This is a genomic window from Paracoccus pantotrophus (assembly GCF_008824185.1).
Classification (GTDB): Bacteria; Pseudomonadota; Alphaproteobacteria; order Rhodobacterales; family Rhodobacteraceae; genus Paracoccus; species Paracoccus pantotrophus.
The window spans coordinates 374,238-388,894 of the sequence record NZ_CP044423.1; the positions used below are offsets into that span (position 1 = coordinate 374,238).

The 14,657-nt window shown below is 66.3% G+C and carries 15 protein-coding genes and 1 other annotated feature; of the genes, 5 read left to right on the forward strand and 10 right to left on the reverse strand.

Annotated elements, in window-relative coordinates; translation table 11 throughout:
* Positions 1-29: 29 nt before the first annotated feature.
* The 3 genes from catA to ESD82_RS01835 all read right to left on the reverse strand — a co-directional run bounded on the left by catA (position 30) and on the right by ESD82_RS01835 (position 2,525).
* Positions 30-968 carry a catechol 1,2-dioxygenase gene (catA, locus tag ESD82_RS01825; RefSeq protein WP_147429142.1) on the reverse strand — a complete coding sequence of 313 codons (939 nt, stop codon included), beginning with the start codon at positions 966-968 and terminating at the stop codon, positions 30-32.
* 73 nt (positions 969-1,041) lie between these two features.
* Positions 1,042-1,335 carry a muconolactone Delta-isomerase gene (gene catC, locus ESD82_RS01830; protein ID WP_456152423.1) on the reverse strand — a complete coding sequence of 98 codons (294 nt, stop codon included), beginning with the start codon at positions 1,333-1,335 and terminating at the stop codon, positions 1,042-1,044.
* The gene (locus ESD82_RS01835) at positions 1,332-2,525 is read right to left on the reverse strand and encodes a muconate/chloromuconate family cycloisomerase (RefSeq protein ID WP_208852046.1); all 1,194 of its coding nucleotides are present in this window, start codon (positions 2,523-2,525) and stop codon (positions 1,332-1,334) included. The genes catC and ESD82_RS01835 overlap by 4 nt, the downstream gene beginning before the upstream one ends.
* 166 nt (positions 2,526-2,691) lie before the next feature.
* Between ESD82_RS01835 and ESD82_RS01840 the strand changes: the two genes are divergently transcribed.
* The gene (locus ESD82_RS01840) at positions 2,692-3,645 is read left to right on the forward strand and encodes a LysR family transcriptional regulator (protein WP_028710922.1); all 954 of its coding nucleotides are present in this window, start codon (positions 2,692-2,694) and stop codon (positions 3,643-3,645) included.
* A 127-nt stretch (positions 3,646-3,772) separates the two neighbouring features.
* Here ESD82_RS01840 and ESD82_RS01845 read toward each other — a convergent pair whose 3' ends face one another.
* Entirely contained in the window at positions 3,773-4,726 is a 954-nt protein-coding gene (locus ESD82_RS01845) for a hydroxymethylglutaryl-CoA lyase (RefSeq protein WP_147429141.1), read from the reverse strand.
* A 1-nt stretch (position 4,727) separates the two neighbouring features.
* The gene (locus ESD82_RS01850) at positions 4,728-5,915 is read right to left on the reverse strand and encodes a CaiB/BaiF CoA transferase family protein (protein WP_147429140.1); all 1,188 of its coding nucleotides are present in this window, start codon (positions 5,913-5,915) and stop codon (positions 4,728-4,730) included.
* A gap of 106 nt (positions 5,916-6,021) precedes the next feature.
* Between ESD82_RS01850 and ESD82_RS01855 the strand changes: the two genes are divergently transcribed.
* The gene (locus tag ESD82_RS01855; protein WP_123130285.1) at positions 6,022-6,954 is read left to right on the forward strand and encodes a LysR family transcriptional regulator; all 933 of its coding nucleotides are present in this window, start codon (positions 6,022-6,024) and stop codon (positions 6,952-6,954) included.
* 48 nt (positions 6,955-7,002) lie between these two features.
* On the opposite strand, the gene ESD82_RS01860 is transcribed toward ESD82_RS01855, so the two are convergent.
* The 3 genes from ESD82_RS01860 to ESD82_RS01870 are packed head-to-tail and all read right to left on the reverse strand — an operon-like array spanning position 7,003 to position 9,603.
* A complete protein-coding gene (locus ESD82_RS01860) occupies positions 7,003-8,004 on the reverse strand; it encodes an ABC transporter substrate-binding protein (RefSeq protein WP_123130284.1) in 1,002 nt (333 codons plus the stop codon).
* A 14-nt stretch (positions 8,005-8,018) separates the two neighbouring features.
* A complete protein-coding gene (locus ESD82_RS01865; protein WP_123130283.1) occupies positions 8,019-8,798 on the reverse strand; it encodes an ABC transporter permease in 780 nt (259 codons plus the stop codon).
* A 49-nt stretch (positions 8,799-8,847) separates the two neighbouring features.
* A complete protein-coding gene (locus ESD82_RS01870) occupies positions 8,848-9,603 on the reverse strand; it encodes an ABC transporter ATP-binding protein (protein ID WP_244314485.1) in 756 nt (251 codons plus the stop codon).
* A 229-nt stretch (positions 9,604-9,832) separates the two neighbouring features.
* On the opposite strand from ESD82_RS01870, the gene ESD82_RS22405 reads away from it, so the two are divergent.
* Entirely contained in the window at positions 9,833-9,964 is a 132-nt protein-coding gene (locus ESD82_RS22405) for a hypothetical protein (RefSeq protein WP_276330390.1), read from the forward strand.
* A gap of 53 nt (positions 9,965-10,017) precedes the next feature.
* On the opposite strand, the gene ESD82_RS01875 is transcribed toward ESD82_RS22405, so the two are convergent.
* On the reverse strand, positions 10,018-11,508 hold the full coding sequence (locus ESD82_RS01875) for a SulP family inorganic anion transporter (protein WP_147429139.1): 1,491 nt from the start codon (positions 11,506-11,508) through the stop codon (positions 10,018-10,020).
* 74 nt (positions 11,509-11,582) lie between these two features.
* Positions 11,583-11,640: a sequence feature (sul1 is cis-regulatory element that is thought to sense ions involved in sulfur or methionine metabolism; They are found in Alphaproteobacteria), on the reverse strand.
* A 181-nt stretch (positions 11,641-11,821) separates the two neighbouring features.
* Entirely contained in the window at positions 11,822-13,021 is a 1,200-nt protein-coding gene (chrA, locus tag ESD82_RS01880) for a chromate efflux transporter (protein ID WP_208852050.1), read from the reverse strand.
* A 325-nt stretch (positions 13,022-13,346) separates the two neighbouring features.
* Here chrA and ESD82_RS01885 point away from each other — a divergent pair, with 325 nt between their 5' ends.
* On the forward strand, positions 13,347-13,709 hold the full coding sequence (locus tag ESD82_RS01885) for an ArsR/SmtB family transcription factor (RefSeq protein ID WP_010400452.1): 363 nt from the start codon (positions 13,347-13,349) through the stop codon (positions 13,707-13,709).
* Positions 13,702-14,655, forward strand: a complete 954-nt coding sequence (arsC, locus tag ESD82_RS22680; protein WP_147429138.1) for an arsenate reductase (glutaredoxin) — start codon at positions 13,702-13,704, stop codon at positions 14,653-14,655. Before ESD82_RS01885 ends, arsC begins: the two co-directional genes overlap by 8 nt.
* Positions 14,656-14,657 lie beyond the last annotated feature (2 nt).

Consider the following 14,657-nt stretch of genomic DNA (forward strand, 5'->3'; position numbering starts at 1 on the left):
CCTTCCGAGGGGCCGCCCGGAGACGCGGGTCAGGCGACGGCGCGGCGGCGCTGTTCGTTGACCTGGTTGTCCACGCCGTCGATCAGCGCGGTCAGATGGATGTCGAACCGGATCTCGGCGAAGGGGCCGTTGAGGTTGTTGGCGTGGATGCTTTCCTCGTCCGTGCGCTCGACGACCTTCGGCACCAGCCCTTCGCGGGTGGCATAGGCGAAGTCGTCGTCGATCAGCGGATCGCCCTCGATATTGATCTGCGTGGTCAGCTTGCGATGGCCGTCGGCGCTGATGAAGAAATGGATATGCGCCGGCCGCTGCCCGTGGCGGCCAAGCGCCGACAGTAGCGCCTCGGTCGGGCTGCCGGGCGGCACGCCATAGCCGCTGGGCAGGATGCTCTGTAACTTGTAGCGGCCGTCCTGGTCGGTGATGATGGTGCGGCGCATGTTGAACGGCGCCTGCTTTCCGGTCGGGTCGAAATGCGAATAGAAGCCGCGGGTGTCGCAATGCCAGACCTCGACCTTGGCGCCCGCCAGCGGCTGGCCATCCGCGCCATGCACGATGCCATGCATGATCAGCGTGTGGCCGTCGGCATCCGTGCCGTCGTCGAGCCGCGCGAAGCCCACCGATTCCGGGGCGCCGGCGACGTAAAGCGGGCCTTCGATGGTGCGCGGCGTCGGGTTCTCGATCCCCAGCGCGGCGTCGATGGCGTCGAGCCGTTCATCCAGGAAATGGTCGACGCCGAGTCCGGGCGAGATCAGCCCGGCCTGCCCGGCCGCGCCCAGATCGTTCAACCAGGCCACGCCCGTCCAGTATTCGTCGGGGGTTATGTCCAGGTCGTCGATGGCCTTGAACAGGTCGGACATCAGCCGGTGGATGATCTGCTTCATGCGCGGGTTGCCGCTGTCGCTGTTCAGCCCGCTGAGTTCGCGCAGGAACGCCTGCACGTCGGGCCGGTCGAAAATCTTGACAGTCATGGTCTCTCCTCCTGGATTCTCGTGGAAACTGGGACGGGTCGGCTCCTCCGCCGGCCCTTCGGGAATGATGGCTCTAGCGGTCGTCCTCGCGGATCGAGGAAGGGTGACGCAGCAGCGGCGTCACCTCGATCTTCATGAAGGGAAACAGCGGCAGGCCCGACAGGATTTCGTGCAGCTCGGCATTGTCCCGGACGTCGAGGATGCTGAAATTCGCGTATTCGCCGGCGATGCGCCAGATGTGCCGCCACTTGCCGCTGGCCTGCAGCGCCTGCGAATAGGCCCTTTCCCGGGCGATGATCTCGGCCGCCTCCTCGGCGGGCAGGTCGCGGGGGATGGTCACGTCCATCCGAACGTGGAACAGCATCATGGCTCTCCTTGGCCGGCGGGGTAGGTCTTGCGGTGCAGGCCGTCGCGGGCAAAGAACGCCACGCGCTCGTCGTCCAGCTGGATGCCGAGGCCCGGCCCGGACGGAACCGTCAGCGCGAAGTCGCTGTAATCCAGCGGCTCGCGCAGGATCTCCTCGGTCAGAAGTAGCGGCCCGAACAGTTCCGTGCCCCATTGCAGGTTGGCGAAGGTCGAGAAGGCATGGGCCGAGGCGATGCTGCCCACCGCGCCTTCCAGCATGGTGCCGCCGTAAAGGCCGATCCCCGCCGCATCGGCGATGGCCGCCACCCGCAGTGCATTGAAGCAGCCGCCGCATTGCTCGATCTTGACGGCAAAGACATCGGCGCCATGCACGCGGGCGAGTTCGAAGGCCGATTCCGGGCCCGAGAGCGATTCATCGGCCATCAGTGCCGTGGGAAAGCGCCGCACCAGCCGCGCCAGCCCCGCGGCCGTGGCCACGGGCTGCTCGACCAGTTCGCAGCCGGCATCGGCCAGGGCCGCCATGCCATGGGCCGCCTCGGTCTCGCTCCAGGCCATGTTCACGTCGACCCGCACCGCGGCGCGGTCGCCAAGCGCGCGCTTGATCGCCGCGACATGGGCGATGTCGTCGCGGATGTCGCGGGCGCCGATCTTCAGCTTGAAGATGCGGTGGCGGCGCAGATCCAGCATGCGCTCGGCCTCGGCGATGTCGGTCGCGGTATCGCCCGAGGCCAGCGTCCAGGCCACCGGCAGCCGGTCGCGGCGCCGGCCGCCCAGCAACTCGCTGACCGGCAGGCCCAGCCGCTTGCCATGCGCATCCAGAAGCGCGGTCTCGACGGCGCTCTTGGCAAAGCGGTTCTCCTTGACCGCCTTGCCAAGGCGCGCCATCAGCGCCTGGATGCGGGTCGCGTCCTGGCCCAGCATCGCGGCGGCGAAATAGGTGTCGATCGCCAGTTTCATGCTTTCGGGGCTTTCGCCGCCATAGGCCAGCCCGCCGATGGTGGTGCCTTCGCCGATGCCGGTCACGCCGTCGCTGCAATGCAGCCTGACCAGCATCAGGGTCTGGCCGGTCATCGTGGCGACCGACAGCTTGTGCGGCCGGATGGTCGGCAGATCGACCAGGATGGTCTCGATCCGGTCGATGACCGGGCTGATGGTGGTGGTCGGGGCGATGGGTGCGAATGTCTGGTTCATGCCGCGCAGATTGCAGCTGGCCTCATGTCTTCGTCCAACACCGTTTGGGTTTGATACCATACCCTGATGGTATTATGATGCGAATTACCCCGCATATCAGCGGTTTGTTCCGCTGCAAGATACCTGGAAAACGCGTAAGCTGCGTCTGGCAGACAGGAGGGTTCCGATGGATTTGCGGCAGTTGCGCTACTTCGCCGCCGTCGCGCGAGAGCGCAACTTTACCCGAGCGGCCGAGAGCCTGCACATCGCCCAGCCGCCGCTGAGCCGGCAGATCCAGCTGCTCGAGGAAGAGCTGGGCGTCGTCCTGATCATCCGCAAAAGCCGGCCAATCAAGCTGACCGATGCGGGACGGCTATTCTATGAACAGGCGCTGCAAGTGCTGGGACGGGTCGACCAGATGAAGGATGCGACGCGCCGGGTGGGCATGAACCGCAACCGGGTGCTGTCCATCGGCTTCGTGGCCTCGACGCTTTATGGCGGCCTGCCGTCGCTGGTCAGGAAGCTGCGCCAGAGCGCGCCCGAGCTGGACATCCAGCTGCTGGAAATGCTGTCGATCCAGCAGATACCCGCGCTGAAGGAAGGCCGTATCGATATCGGCTTCGGCCGCCTCATGCACAGCGACCCGAATGTCGTCGGCACCGTCCTGCGCGAGGAGCGCCTTGTCGTCGCGCTGGCCCAAGGCACGCCCCTTGCCCGGGACGACGCGCCGCTGCCGTTGTCCGCCATCGCCGGGCAGAAGCTGATTGTCTATCCCAAGGAGCCGCGCCCCAGCTATGCCGACCAGGTTCTGGGCATGCTCCAGGACGAGGAGATTCGCCCGTCCGAAGTGCTGGAGGTCCGGGAAATCCAGACCGCCCTTGGCCTGGTTGCCGCCGATTCCGGCATCTGCATCATCCCGTCATCGGCCCGGCAGATGCGGTCCGACGTGCAGTATCGCGCGATTGACGACCTGCGGGCGGTGTCCCCGGTGATCCTCAGCCACCGGGCAGGCGAAAACTCGCGCTATCTCGACCTGGTCAAGACGCTGATCCGGGACATGTATGCCGAAAATCCGGCCTGGCTCGAAGCCAACAACCTTCGCCCGCCCCCTGCCGAAGCCCGCAAGCCGGACTGCGCGTAAGCAGGGCCGGGCGGCAAGTCGCATGGCGGCGCCGACGGTTGCCACCGGAAGCGCGCCTTCCGCGCCGGCATGCCATCATCAGCACCGGCAAGCGACGCCAGCTTCCAGGCCCTCCCCGAGGCTGGTCTCAGCCATTGGCGGTCCTGACCGCGTTCATGCTGGAAAGCGCCAGGCGCGGCCCGGCCTTCATGACCTGGCCGGGCAGCTCCCTGCCCAGAATACGCTCGGCGGTGCCGGCGGCCTCGATCAGCTTGCCAAGGTCGATGCCGGTCGGGAAACCGGATTCCTCGCACATGTAGACGAAATCCTCGGTGGCGATATTGCCGGTCGCGCGCGGCACGAAGGGACAGCCGCCGATCCCGCCCACGCTGGCTTCGAAATCGCGGATCCCGTGCAGCAGGCCGGCATAGGCGCAGGCCAGGCCGACGCCGCGCGTGTTGTGGAAATGCAGCGCGATCCTCACCTCGGGCACCGCCTTGCGCAGGGCATCGAGCGCCGGCGCGACATTGCCCGGCGTCGCCATTCCGGTCGTGTCCCCCAGGGTGATCCGCGCGATGCCGAGATCGCGATACCGCAGGGCCTGATCGACCAGCTGGCCGACGGGCACGTCGCCTTCGAAGGGGCAGCCGAATGCCGTGGCGATGGCGCCGTGCAGCGCGACGCCGGAGCCTTCGGCGAGGCGCGCGATCTCATGAAACCCGGCCAGCGAATCGGCGCGCGAGCGGTTCACGTTCTTCCGGTTGTGGCTTTCCGAGGCCGAGGCGAACATCACGACGGCATCGATTCCCGCCGCGATGGCGGCCTCGGCGCCGCGCGGGTTCGGGACCAGCGCGCTGAAGCGGATCCCGGCCCGGCCGCGGAAATGCCGCACCAGCTCGGCCGCATCGCGCATCTGCGGCACGGCGCGCGGCGAGACGAAGGATGTCAGCTCGACCGAGCGGATGCCGGCCGCGACAAGGCTTTCGACGAGCCGGATCTTGTCCTCGGTCGGGACGAAGGCTTTCTCGGATTGCAGGCCGTCGCGGGGCGAAACCTCGGTCACGGCGACTTGCCTGCCCGGTGCGGATGCGGGGGCGGTCATGTCACGCCGCCTCGCCCGAGGGGGCCTTGGCGGCCGCGGCGATTTCCTCGGGCGTCAGGCCGAGACGGCCGAGGATTTCGGCATTATGCCCGCCGATGCCGTCCACATCGCCCCCGCCGGCCAGCGAGGCGCCGTCGATCTCGATCGGCAAGGCCGGCGCCCGGAAGGTCCGGCCATCCGCGGTCTGGGACGAGGCGAGCCCGCCCTGCCGCATGACATGCTGGTCGCGAAACAGGTCCGAGGGCTTGGCCACCGGCGCAAAGGGGATCTCCATCTTCTCCAGCGCGGGCAGAAGCTCGGCCATGGGCCGCCTTGCGACCGCCGCCGCGACCAGGGGCACCACCCAGGAGCGGGCGTTGATGCGGGCCATCCTGCTTTGCAGCTCGGGGTGCTGCAGCAGGTCGTCGAGGCCGAGATAGCCGCAAAGCCGGGTCCAGTGGCCGTCGCTGACCGCGCCGATGAAGATCTGCCCCCCCTCGGCATCGGCAAAGACGTCATAGATCGGCCAGCTGAAGGCCCGTTCGGGCATCGGTTCGGGATCCCTGCCTTCCAGTTCGAACTGCACCATGTGCTGCGAGACCAGCAGCAGGCAGTTCTCGAACAGGCCGACGCGGATGGTCCGCCCCTCGCCGGTCTTGCCGCGTTCGAACAGCGCCGCGATGACGGCGAAGGCGCCGAACAGCCCGCCCATGATATCGTTGGCCGAGGTGCCGACGCGCAGCGGCCGGCCCTTGGGGCCGGTCATATAGGCCAGGCCCGACATCATCTGCACCACCTCGTCCAGCGCCGTCCGGCGCTCGTAGGGGCCTGACAGGAACCCCTTGTGGCTGGCGCAGATCAGCTGCGGAAAGCGGTCGTGCAGGGTTTCGGCATCCAGCCCCATGCCCTGCAGGGTGCTGTCCTTGAAATTGTCGATGAACACGTCGGCCGAGGCCAGCAGCCGGTCCAGCGCCTTCCTGCCGGCCGGCGTGCGGCTGTCCAGGACGACGGATTTCTTGCGGCGGTTGAACAGCGGAAAGAACGCGCTGCCCATGCCGGTCAACTGGCGGGTCTTGTCGCCTCCGGGCGGCTCGACCTTGACCACCTCGGCCCCCAGGAAGGCCAGGAACATGCCGCAGCTCGGCCCCATCACCATATGGCTCATCTCAACGACACGGATTCCCTCGAGGGGTTTGAACTCGGCAGTCATGAGGCCTCCCATACCATCGGCGACAGGATAGGATTGCCTGACTATTCTTACAATTATATAATACTTACAGATACGTTCTAAAGATTAGCACAAGTGCGAGGCGCTCTTGGATCTGAAGCAATTGCGGTATTTCTGCAGCATCTACGACAACAAGAGCCTGTCTGCGGCGGCGGATGCCGAGAGAATCGCGGTTTCCGCGCTGAGCTATCACCTTTCCAATCTCGAGGCCGAGATCGGCGCGCCGCTGTTTCACCGAAAGTCGCGCGGGCTCGAGGCCACGGCGGCGGGCGAGCGGCTTTACTTTCATGCCCGGTCCATCCTGAAGACGGTCGAGGTGGCGAAAAGGGATCTCTCCACCTTTCGCGACGATGTCTCGGGCGAGGTGTCGCTGGCCCTGGCCTATTCCGCGATCCAGGCCATCGGCGTCCAGCTGGCCAAGGTCGTGGTCGAGGATTACCCGAACCTGCAGCTCAACATGATCGAAAGCCTGTCCAGCACCACCCTGCTGCATCTGTCCTCGGCCGATGCCGACCTGGGGCTGGCCTACAATCCGCCGCTGACCAGCACCTTCAAGGCCACGCCGATCCTGGAGGAGGATCTGGTCCTGATCGGCAAGCGCGAGATCATCGGCAGCGGGTCGGAACCGGTAACGGTATCGGAACTGCTGGATTTCAAGATCATCATGCTGCGCCAGGGCATGGCGGCGCGGGCGCTGCTGGACCATCACAAGACCCTGGAACAGATCTATGCGACCAGCCAGCTGCAGATGAATTCGGTTCATGCGATTTCCGGCGCGGTCCGCGAGGGGCTGGGCTGCACCATCGGAACGACGCTGTTCATGGGCGAGGAGATCAAGTCCGGCAGGCTGCACTGGCGGCCGATCATCTCGCCGACCCTGACGCGGACGCTTTATCTTTGCGAGCAGACGGACCGGCCGCCGACCATCGCGCTCGAGACGATCCGCGACCTGATCCGCGACCTGATCGTCCGCGCCGTCAAGGACGGCATCTGGCCGGCAAGGCTGGTCGAGGCGGAATGACGAAGGCCCCGTCCGGGCGGACGGGGCCTTTGCATCGGTTTCACCGCTTCACCGTTGCGCCGAGACCTTTTCGACATAGGCATTGGTATAGGTCTTGCCCAGGTCGACCTTGGCGCCGGCGACCTCGGGCAGGTTGAAGCTCAGCATCGTTTGCACGGCTTCGGCGCCCTTCGCATCCACCAGCCCGGTTTCCGACAGCATTTCCATGCTGTTGTTCAGCGATTCGATATAGATCTGCGGGTCGGCGCCGACCAGATTGGGCGGCATCTTCGCCGCGATCTCCTCGGCGGGGGTGTTGTGGATGTATTCCAGCGTCTCGACGATGGCGGCGGCCAGCGCCTGGGCCTGTTCGGGGTGCTGCTCAAGCCATTCCGTGCGGGTATAAAGCGCCGCGCCGGGATAGTCGGCGCCGAACAGGGCGTGGGTATCCGCCTCTTTCCGGGTATCGACCAGTACGGGCAGGTCGGCATGCCGGTTCTGCAGCTGGGTGATCGCCGGATCGGGCGTGACCACCGCGTCGATCCGGCCCTGCTCCAGCGCCGCGACCGCGGTGGCGCCGACGCCGACGCCGACGACCGAGGCGGCATTCGGGTCCAGCCCGTTCTGCGACAGCATGTATTTGAGGAAGAAGTCGGTCGAGGAACCCGGCGCGCTGATCCCCACGGTCTTGCCGGCAAGATCCTTGATCGTCTTGACCTCGTCGGTCTTGCCGGGCGCTACGGCCACGGCGATGCCGGGCAGCCGCCCCATCAGCACGAACGAGGACAGCTCCTGCCGCTTGGCCGCCAGCGTGATCGTGTGTTCGTAATAGCCCGAGACCACGTCCGCGCTGCCGCCGACCACCGCCTTCAGCGCCGCCGAGCCGCCCTTGAAATCCACGAGCTCGACATCGACCCCGTGCTTTTCGTAAAGGCCCAGCTGTTCGGCCAGGACGACGGGCATGTAGCAGATGCAGCTGGCCCCGCCGATCGCGATCTTGACGGTTTCGGCCGCCGCAGGCGTCGCGCCCGCCACCAGCGCCGCCGCAAGGATAGTCCTGAGCATCGTCATCTTTGCTCCTCCCTTCAGTGATTGTTGTCGGGCTGCCAGACCAGCAGCTTCCTTTCCACCAGCGTCACCCCCCAGTCGATGAGAAGGACAAAGGCCGACAGGACGAACATGCCCGCGAACACGCCGGCGATGTCGAACATGCCCTCGGCCTGCGCGATCAGATAGCCGAGCCCGGCGGAAGACCCCAGGTATTCGCCCACCACCGCGCCGACCACGGCAAAGCCGATCGAGACATGCAGCGAGGAGAACACCCAGCTCAGCGCCGAGGGCAGGTAGACATGGCGCAGCAGCTGGCGCTCGGTCATGCCCAGCATCCGGGCGTTCTGCAGCACGGTGCGGTTCACTTCTTTCACGCCCTGGTAGACGTTGAAGAAGACGATGAAGAAGACCAGCGTGAACCCCAGCGCCACCTTGGACCAGATGCCCAGGCCGAACCACAGCGTGAAGATCGGCGCCAGCACCACGCGCGGCAAGGCATTGGCGGCCTTGACATAGGGGTCGAAGACCGCGGCCAGCCTGGGCCGGCGCGCCAGCCAGAACCCGGCGATCATCGCGGCCACCGCGCCGATGACGAAGGCCAGCGCCGCCTCGACCAGCGTGATCCACAGATGCCGCCAGATCTCGCCGCTCCTGAACCATGCCACGATCTGCCAGAACACATCGGCGGGCGTCGAGAAGAAGAACTGGATCCGCGCCGGATCGCCCAGGATCGAGGTCTGGGTGATCACCCACCACAGCGCGACGGCAACGACCGCCACGAGGATCTGCAGGGTTGTCAGGACGGTTCTGCTCATGCCCGCTCCTCCCGGTTCTGGTTGCCATAGGCCTTGAGCACCTGCTCTTTCAGCAGGTGCCAGATGTCGCGGTGCAGCTCCTGGAACTCGGGGACAGCTTGATCTCGGACACGTCCCGCGGCCGCGCCAGGGGAATGGTGAAATCCCCGATCAGCTTGGCGTCCGGCCCCGTCGACATGATGACCACCCGGTCGGCAAGCGCGATGGCTTCCTCGAGGTCGTGGGTCACGAACATCACCGCCTTGCGGTCCTGCTGCCACAGGTCCAGCAGCAGGTCGCCCATGATCAGCCGGGTCTGCGCGTCCAGCGGGCCGAAGGGCTCGTCCATCAGCAGGATTTCCGGGTCGCGGATCAGCACCTGCGCCATGGCGACGCGCTTGCGCTGGCCGCCCGAGAGCATGTGGGGATAGCGGTGCCCGAACCCCTTCAGGCCGACCTTTTCCAGCCATTCCTCGGCCCGCTCCAGGGCTTCGCGCCGCGGCGTGCCCGAGATCTCCAGCGCGATGGCGACATTGTCGCGCGAGGTCTTCCACGGCATCAGCGCATCGGCCTGGAACAGGTAGCCCGCGCGCCCGTTGAGGCCCTGGAGCGGCTGGCCCTGGATCTCGACGGTGCCGGCCGAGGGCTTCAGCAATCCGGCGGCCGCGTTCAGCAGCGTCGATTTGCCCGAGCCCGTCGGGCCGACGATGGCGACGAATTCGCCCTTTGCAACGCTCAGATTGGCCCCGGCTACCGCGCGGAATACAGTCTTTCCCGTCCCTCCAAAGCTGATGTCGACATTGTCCAGGCGCACGGCGTGCTGCATTCATCCTCCCTAACCGTCATCGCGCACGCCATCGCCGGGCGGGATGCCGGGTTGATCCGACATGCCCCGACTGAATGCCGAGCATTGACTGAATATTGCCCTACCGCAGGCCTCCTCATGCGGTTCCCCTCACATTATCGAAGCCAGATCATGCTCACAATTATATAATTTCATATGTTTTGTTCTATTTATTTGAAATCTGCCTGCGCCGTCTTCAGAACGCCTCCAGATGACCGGCACCCTGGAAATCGGCCGGAACGCGCGCAAGGCGACGAAGCCGGCCCATGGCTGGCGCGCAAGGCGCGTTCCGGATTCGACCCCCGCCGCCCAGGCGGCATGGTCGCAGACGCTGGCCGAATAGGCCGGGCCATCGACAAGCGCGACGACCTTCGGAGGTTGTTCGGCCTGCCTGCCTCAATGCGCCATCAGCCTGTCCATCGCGCCGGGCTTGTCATGGATGGCAAGCCTGTCGACGATGGTCTCCGATGCCTCGTTCATGCCGAAGAGCTCGACCTGGGCCCCGCCGCGGCGGAACCTCAGCACCGCCATGTCCAGCGCCTGCACCGAGGAAATGTCCCAGATATGGGCGCGGCTGACATCGATGATCACCTTCTCGACCGCCTCGTTAAAGTCGAAGGCCGCCATGAAATCCTCGACCGAGCCGTAGAACAGCTGGCCCTCGATCACATAGCTGCGCACCCGGCCGCCCGGAGTGAGATGGGTCGTGACCTTGAACAGCTGCGCGATCTTGGCAGCAAAGAAGATGCCCGAGAGCAGAACGCCGGCCAGCACGCCGATGGCGAGGTTGTGGGTCCAGACCACGATCGCCACGGTCGCGAGCATCACCGCCGAGGAAGACCGCGGATGGGTCCGCAGGTTCTTCAGCGACGACCACGAGAAGGTGCCGATGCTGACCATGATCATGATCGCCACCAGCGCGGGCATCGGGATCCGCGCCACCCATTCCCCCAGAAAGACCACCAGGATCAGCAGCACGAAACCGGCGGTAAAGGCCGAAAGCCGCCCGCGTCCGCCGGATTTCACGTTGATCATGCTCTGCCCGATCATCGCGCAGCCGGCCATGCCGCCGATGAAGCCGGTGGCGGTATTGGCGATGCCCTGGCCGATGCATTCCTGGTTGCGGTCCGATTTCGTGTCGGTCAGCTCATCGACCAGGTTCTGCGTCATCAGGCTTTCCAGCAGGCCCACCACCGCGATGGCCAGCGCATAGGGCAGGACGATCAGCAGCGTCTGCCCCGTCAGCGGGATCTGCGGGAGCATGAAGACCGGCAGCGTGTCGGGCAGCGCGCCCATGTCGCCCACCGTGCGCACGTCCCAGCCGAAGGCCATCGAGAGTGCCGTCAGCACGACGATGGCGACCAGCGGCGAGGGGATCGCCCTGGTCAGCCGCGGAAACAGGTAGATGATGGCCAGCCCGGCCGCGACCAGAACATAGGTCAGCCAGGTGACCCTGGACGGGTCCAGTTCCGGCAATTGCGCCAGGAAGATCAGGATCGCCAGCGCATTGACGAAGCCGGTCATCACCGATTTTGACACATAGCGCATGACGAAACCCAGGCGCAGCAGCCCGGCGCCGATCTGGATCAGCCCGGCCAGCACGGTGGCGGCCAGCAGGTATTGCAGCCCGTGGTCGCGCACCAGCGTGACCATCAGCACCGCCGTTGCCGCCGTGGCAGCCGAGATCATGCCCGGCCGCCCGCCGGTAAAGGCGATCAGCACCGCGATGGAAAAGCTGGCGTAAAGCCCGACCTTCGGGTCGACGCCGGCGATGATGGAAAAGGCGATGGCCTCGGGGATCAGCGCCAGCGCCACGACCAGCCCGGCCAGCAGGTCGCCGCGGATATTGCCGAACCATTGGGCCCGGTAGGTATCAAGTGAAATCATGTCATCCGTTCCTGACCGATCAGGGCCCGGCATGGGGCCGCATGTCGAGTTTTCGATCTTGGGGTTTAGGTTCGGGTTGTCCGGCGGATCGGCGGCCGGAAGAGCCAGCCGGGAGTTGCACCCGGCTCCATGCGTTTCGGGCGCCTGTTATGCGCAAACATGTCGCATTGGCAACCCGGAATTGCCATGCCGAAGCAGGGAGCAAGCGTGATGACCCTGGCGATCTGACCGCCCCGGACGACTTCGCGCGGCCATGGCAGGGTTCTGCCCGCAGGGTTTCCGGCCGCATGTCCATGTCCCGGACCACCTTTCCTCAGCCGAACAGCGCAAGGCCCGCGCCACCCAGCGCCGCGACGATGACGACCAGCCATGGCGGCGTTTTCCATGCCGTGAGCATGACGAAGCAGGCCAGCGCCAGTGCGAGATCCCGCAGATCCCCGACCGCGCCGGTGAAGACCGGCGCATAGAGTGCCGCGCCGAGGATGCCCACGACCGCCGCATTTGCTCCTCGCATCAGGGATTGCGCGGTGGCCATGGACCGGAACCGGTCCCAGAAGGGCAAGACCGCGATCAGGATCAGGAAGCCGGGAAGAAAAACGGCCAGCAGCGCCAGGGCTGCCCCGATTGCGCCGTTCGGCTCCGGCCCCAGCGCCGCACCCAGATAGGCGGCGAAGGTGAAGAGCGGTCCCGGCACCGCCTGGGCCGCGCCGTAGCCCGCAAGAAATGCGTCCGGCGTGACCCAGCCGGGCCGCACCACCTCGGCCTGCAAGAGCGGCAGCACCACATGCCCGCCGCCGAAGACCAGAGAGCCCGCGCGGTAGAAGCTGTCGACGACCGCCCATGCCTGGCCGTGGCCGGCGACGACCGGCAGCAGGACCAGAAGCGCAAGGAAGGCAATGAATGCGCCGATCGCGGCTCTGGACGAGACCGGCATGGAGACATGCCCGCCGACGGGCGTGCCCGCGCTGCACCGCAACAGCAGGCCCGCGGACGCGCCCAGCAGGATCGCGCCCACCATGCCGAACGCGCCCGGCACGAAAGCCAGCACCGCGACAGCGCCGACCGCGATCGCCGCGCGTTCCTTGTCGGGGCAGAGGGTCTTCGCCATGCCCCAGACCGCCTGCGCGACAATCGCTACCGCGACGATCTTGAGCCCGTGAAGCACCCCAACTCCCCCAGGCCCCGAAATGCCGGCCGCCGTCATGGCGAAAGCCGCAAGCATCAGCGCCGAAGGCAATGTGAAGGCGGTGAAGGCCGCCAGCGCCCCCAGCCAGCCGGCCCGCATCATTCCCAATGCAAAGCCCACCTGGCTGGAGGCCGGGCCGGGAAGGAACTGGCACAACGCCACCAGGTCGGCATAGGCGCTGTCGCTCAGCCAGCCGCGCCGTGTCACCACCTCGTCGCGGAAATAGCCCAGATGCGCGATCGGCCCGCCGAAACTGGTCAGGCCGAGCTTGAGGAAGGTCGCAAAGACCTCTCCTGCTGTCCCTTGCGCTGGCCGCAATGCGGTCATCTTCATTCGGTCCTCTCCGATCACTTGGCTTGGGTACCGCCGGGCCCGCGTGACGTGGAATGTCACGCCGGGCCATTTCTCTATACGCAATGCCACGCCGATATGAATGCCGGGCTTGGCCGGGGTTTCCGTTCTGCATCCCCGAATATGGATAACGCGGCGCGGCGGAACGGCCGCTTCTTCCGAGGCACAGGTTTTGCGGGGACCGGTCCACGAGGGAAGCGAACCGGTATTCGCGGCACCCTGCCACCAGTCCGAGCGCGGCGGCTTGACACATACCGCTCTCGGCGGCATATGACTCAACACATATTGAGGGGTTGATTCGATGGAAGAGCAACGCGCCCTTGCCGGCTTCGCGGCGCTGTCGCAGGAGACCCGGCTGCGCATCGTCCGGCTGCTGGTCAAGGCCGGGCCGGAGGGCATGGCGGCCGGGGCGATCGGCGAGGCCCTGGGGGGTGCCAGCACCTCGCGGCTGTCGTTCCACCTGACCCATCTCGAACATGCCGGGCTGATCCGGTCCCGGCGCGAGGGGCGCTTCATCATCTACAGCGCCGTCTTTGCGACATTGGCCGGACTGATCGCATTCCTGATGCGCGATTGCTGCGACGGCCACCCCGAGATCTGCGCGCCGGTCGCGGCCGCGCTGTCCTGTTCCTGTGAACCCAGCAAGGATGCCCTGCATGGCTGACGCCTCGCCTCGTGTCTTCAACGTGCTGTTTCTCTGCACCGGCAACTCTGCCCGCTCGCTCATCGCCGAAAGCGTGCTGCGCAAGGAGGGCGGCGCGCGGTTCCGCGCCTTCTCGGCCGGCAGCCAGCCGAAGGGAGAGGTGCATCCGCGGACCCTGAAGATCCTGCAGAACTACCATTACCCGACCGAAGGGCTGCGCTCGAAAAGCTGGGACGAATTCGCCGCGCCCGACGCGCCGGTGATGGATTTCGTCTTCACCGTTTGCGACGACGCGGCGGGCGAGGCCTGTCCCTATTGGCCGGGCCAGCCGATGACGGCGCATTGGGGCCTTCCAGACCCGGCAGCCGCGACCGGCAGCGAGTTGCAGCGCGACATGGCCTTCATCGAGACGCTGCGCTACATGAAGGCGCGCATCCAGGCCTTTGCCGCCCTGCCGATCGGCACCCTCGATCGCGCCAGCCTCGTCTCCAGGCTGCACGAGATCGGACGCTCCGAAGGCGCGGCCGGGGCGGGGGCCGACATGGATGTCGTGATCTATCACAACCCCGACTGCGGCACCTCGCGCAACGTGCTGGCGCTGATCCGCAATGCCGGGATCGAGCCGCATGTGGTGGAATATCTCAAGACGCCGCCCTCGCGCGCGATGTTGAAACAGCTTATCGCCCGCATGGGCATCGCCCCGCGCGATCTGCTGCGCCAGAACGGCACGCCCTATGCCGAGCTTGGCCTGGACGACCCGGCGCTGACCGACGCCGCGCTGATCGAGGCGATGATGGCGCATCCGGTGCTGATCAACCGGCCCATCGTGGTCAGCCCCAGGGGCGTGCGGCTTTGCCGGCCCTCGGAGCAGGTGCTGGACCTGCTGCCGCCGCAGCGCGCCGCCTTCAGCAAGGAAGATGGCGAGCAAGTCGTGGATGCCCAAGGCAACCGCATTCGCCCGGCCTGAAA

Excerpts from the sequence above, each read along its gene's own strand:
- catA (WP_147429142.1), bottom strand. The coding sequence starts at position 968 with ATGACTGTCAAGATTTTCGACCGGCCCGACGTGCAGGCGTTCCTGCGC.
- arsC (WP_147429138.1), top strand. The coding sequence starts at position 13,702 with ATGGCTGACGCCTCGCCTCGTGTCTTCAACGTGCTGTTTCTCTGCACC.
- ESD82_RS01835 (WP_208852046.1), bottom strand. The coding sequence starts at position 2,525 with ATGAACCAGACATTCGCACCCATCGCCCCGACCACCACCATCAGCCCG.
- chrA (WP_208852050.1), bottom strand. The coding sequence starts at position 13,021 with ATGACCGCATTGCGGCCAGCGCAAGGGACAGCAGGAGAGGTCTTTGCG.
- ESD82_RS22405 (WP_276330390.1), top strand. The coding sequence starts at position 9,833 with ATGACCGGCACCCTGGAAATCGGCCGGAACGCGCGCAAGGCGACGAAG.
- ESD82_RS01845 (WP_147429141.1), bottom strand. The coding sequence starts at position 4,726 with ATGACCGCCCCCGCATCCGCACCGGGCAGGCAAGTCGCCGTGACCGAG.
- ESD82_RS01850 (WP_147429140.1), bottom strand. The coding sequence starts at position 5,915 with ATGACTGCCGAGTTCAAACCCCTCGAGGGAATCCGTGTCGTTGAGATG.
- ESD82_RS01840 (WP_028710922.1), top strand. The coding sequence starts at position 2,692 with ATGGATTTGCGGCAGTTGCGCTACTTCGCCGCCGTCGCGCGAGAGCGC.
- ESD82_RS01875 (WP_147429139.1), bottom strand. The coding sequence starts at position 11,508 with ATGATTTCACTTGATACCTACCGGGCCCAATGGTTCGGCAATATCCGC.
- ESD82_RS01885 (WP_010400452.1), top strand. The coding sequence starts at position 13,347 with ATGGAAGAGCAACGCGCCCTTGCCGGCTTCGCGGCGCTGTCGCAGGAG.
- ESD82_RS01860 (WP_123130284.1), bottom strand. The coding sequence starts at position 8,004 with ATGACGATGCTCAGGACTATCCTTGCGGCGGCGCTGGTGGCGGGCGCG.
- ESD82_RS01865 (WP_123130283.1), bottom strand. The coding sequence starts at position 8,798 with ATGAGCAGAACCGTCCTGACAACCCTGCAGATCCTCGTGGCGGTCGTT.
- catC (WP_456152423.1), bottom strand. The coding sequence starts at position 1,335 with ATGATGCTGTTCCACGTTCGGATGGACGTGACCATCCCCCGCGACCTG.
- ESD82_RS01870 (WP_244314485.1), bottom strand. The coding sequence starts at position 9,603 with ATGCAGCACGCCGTGCGCCTGGACAATGTCGACATCAGCTTTGGAGGG.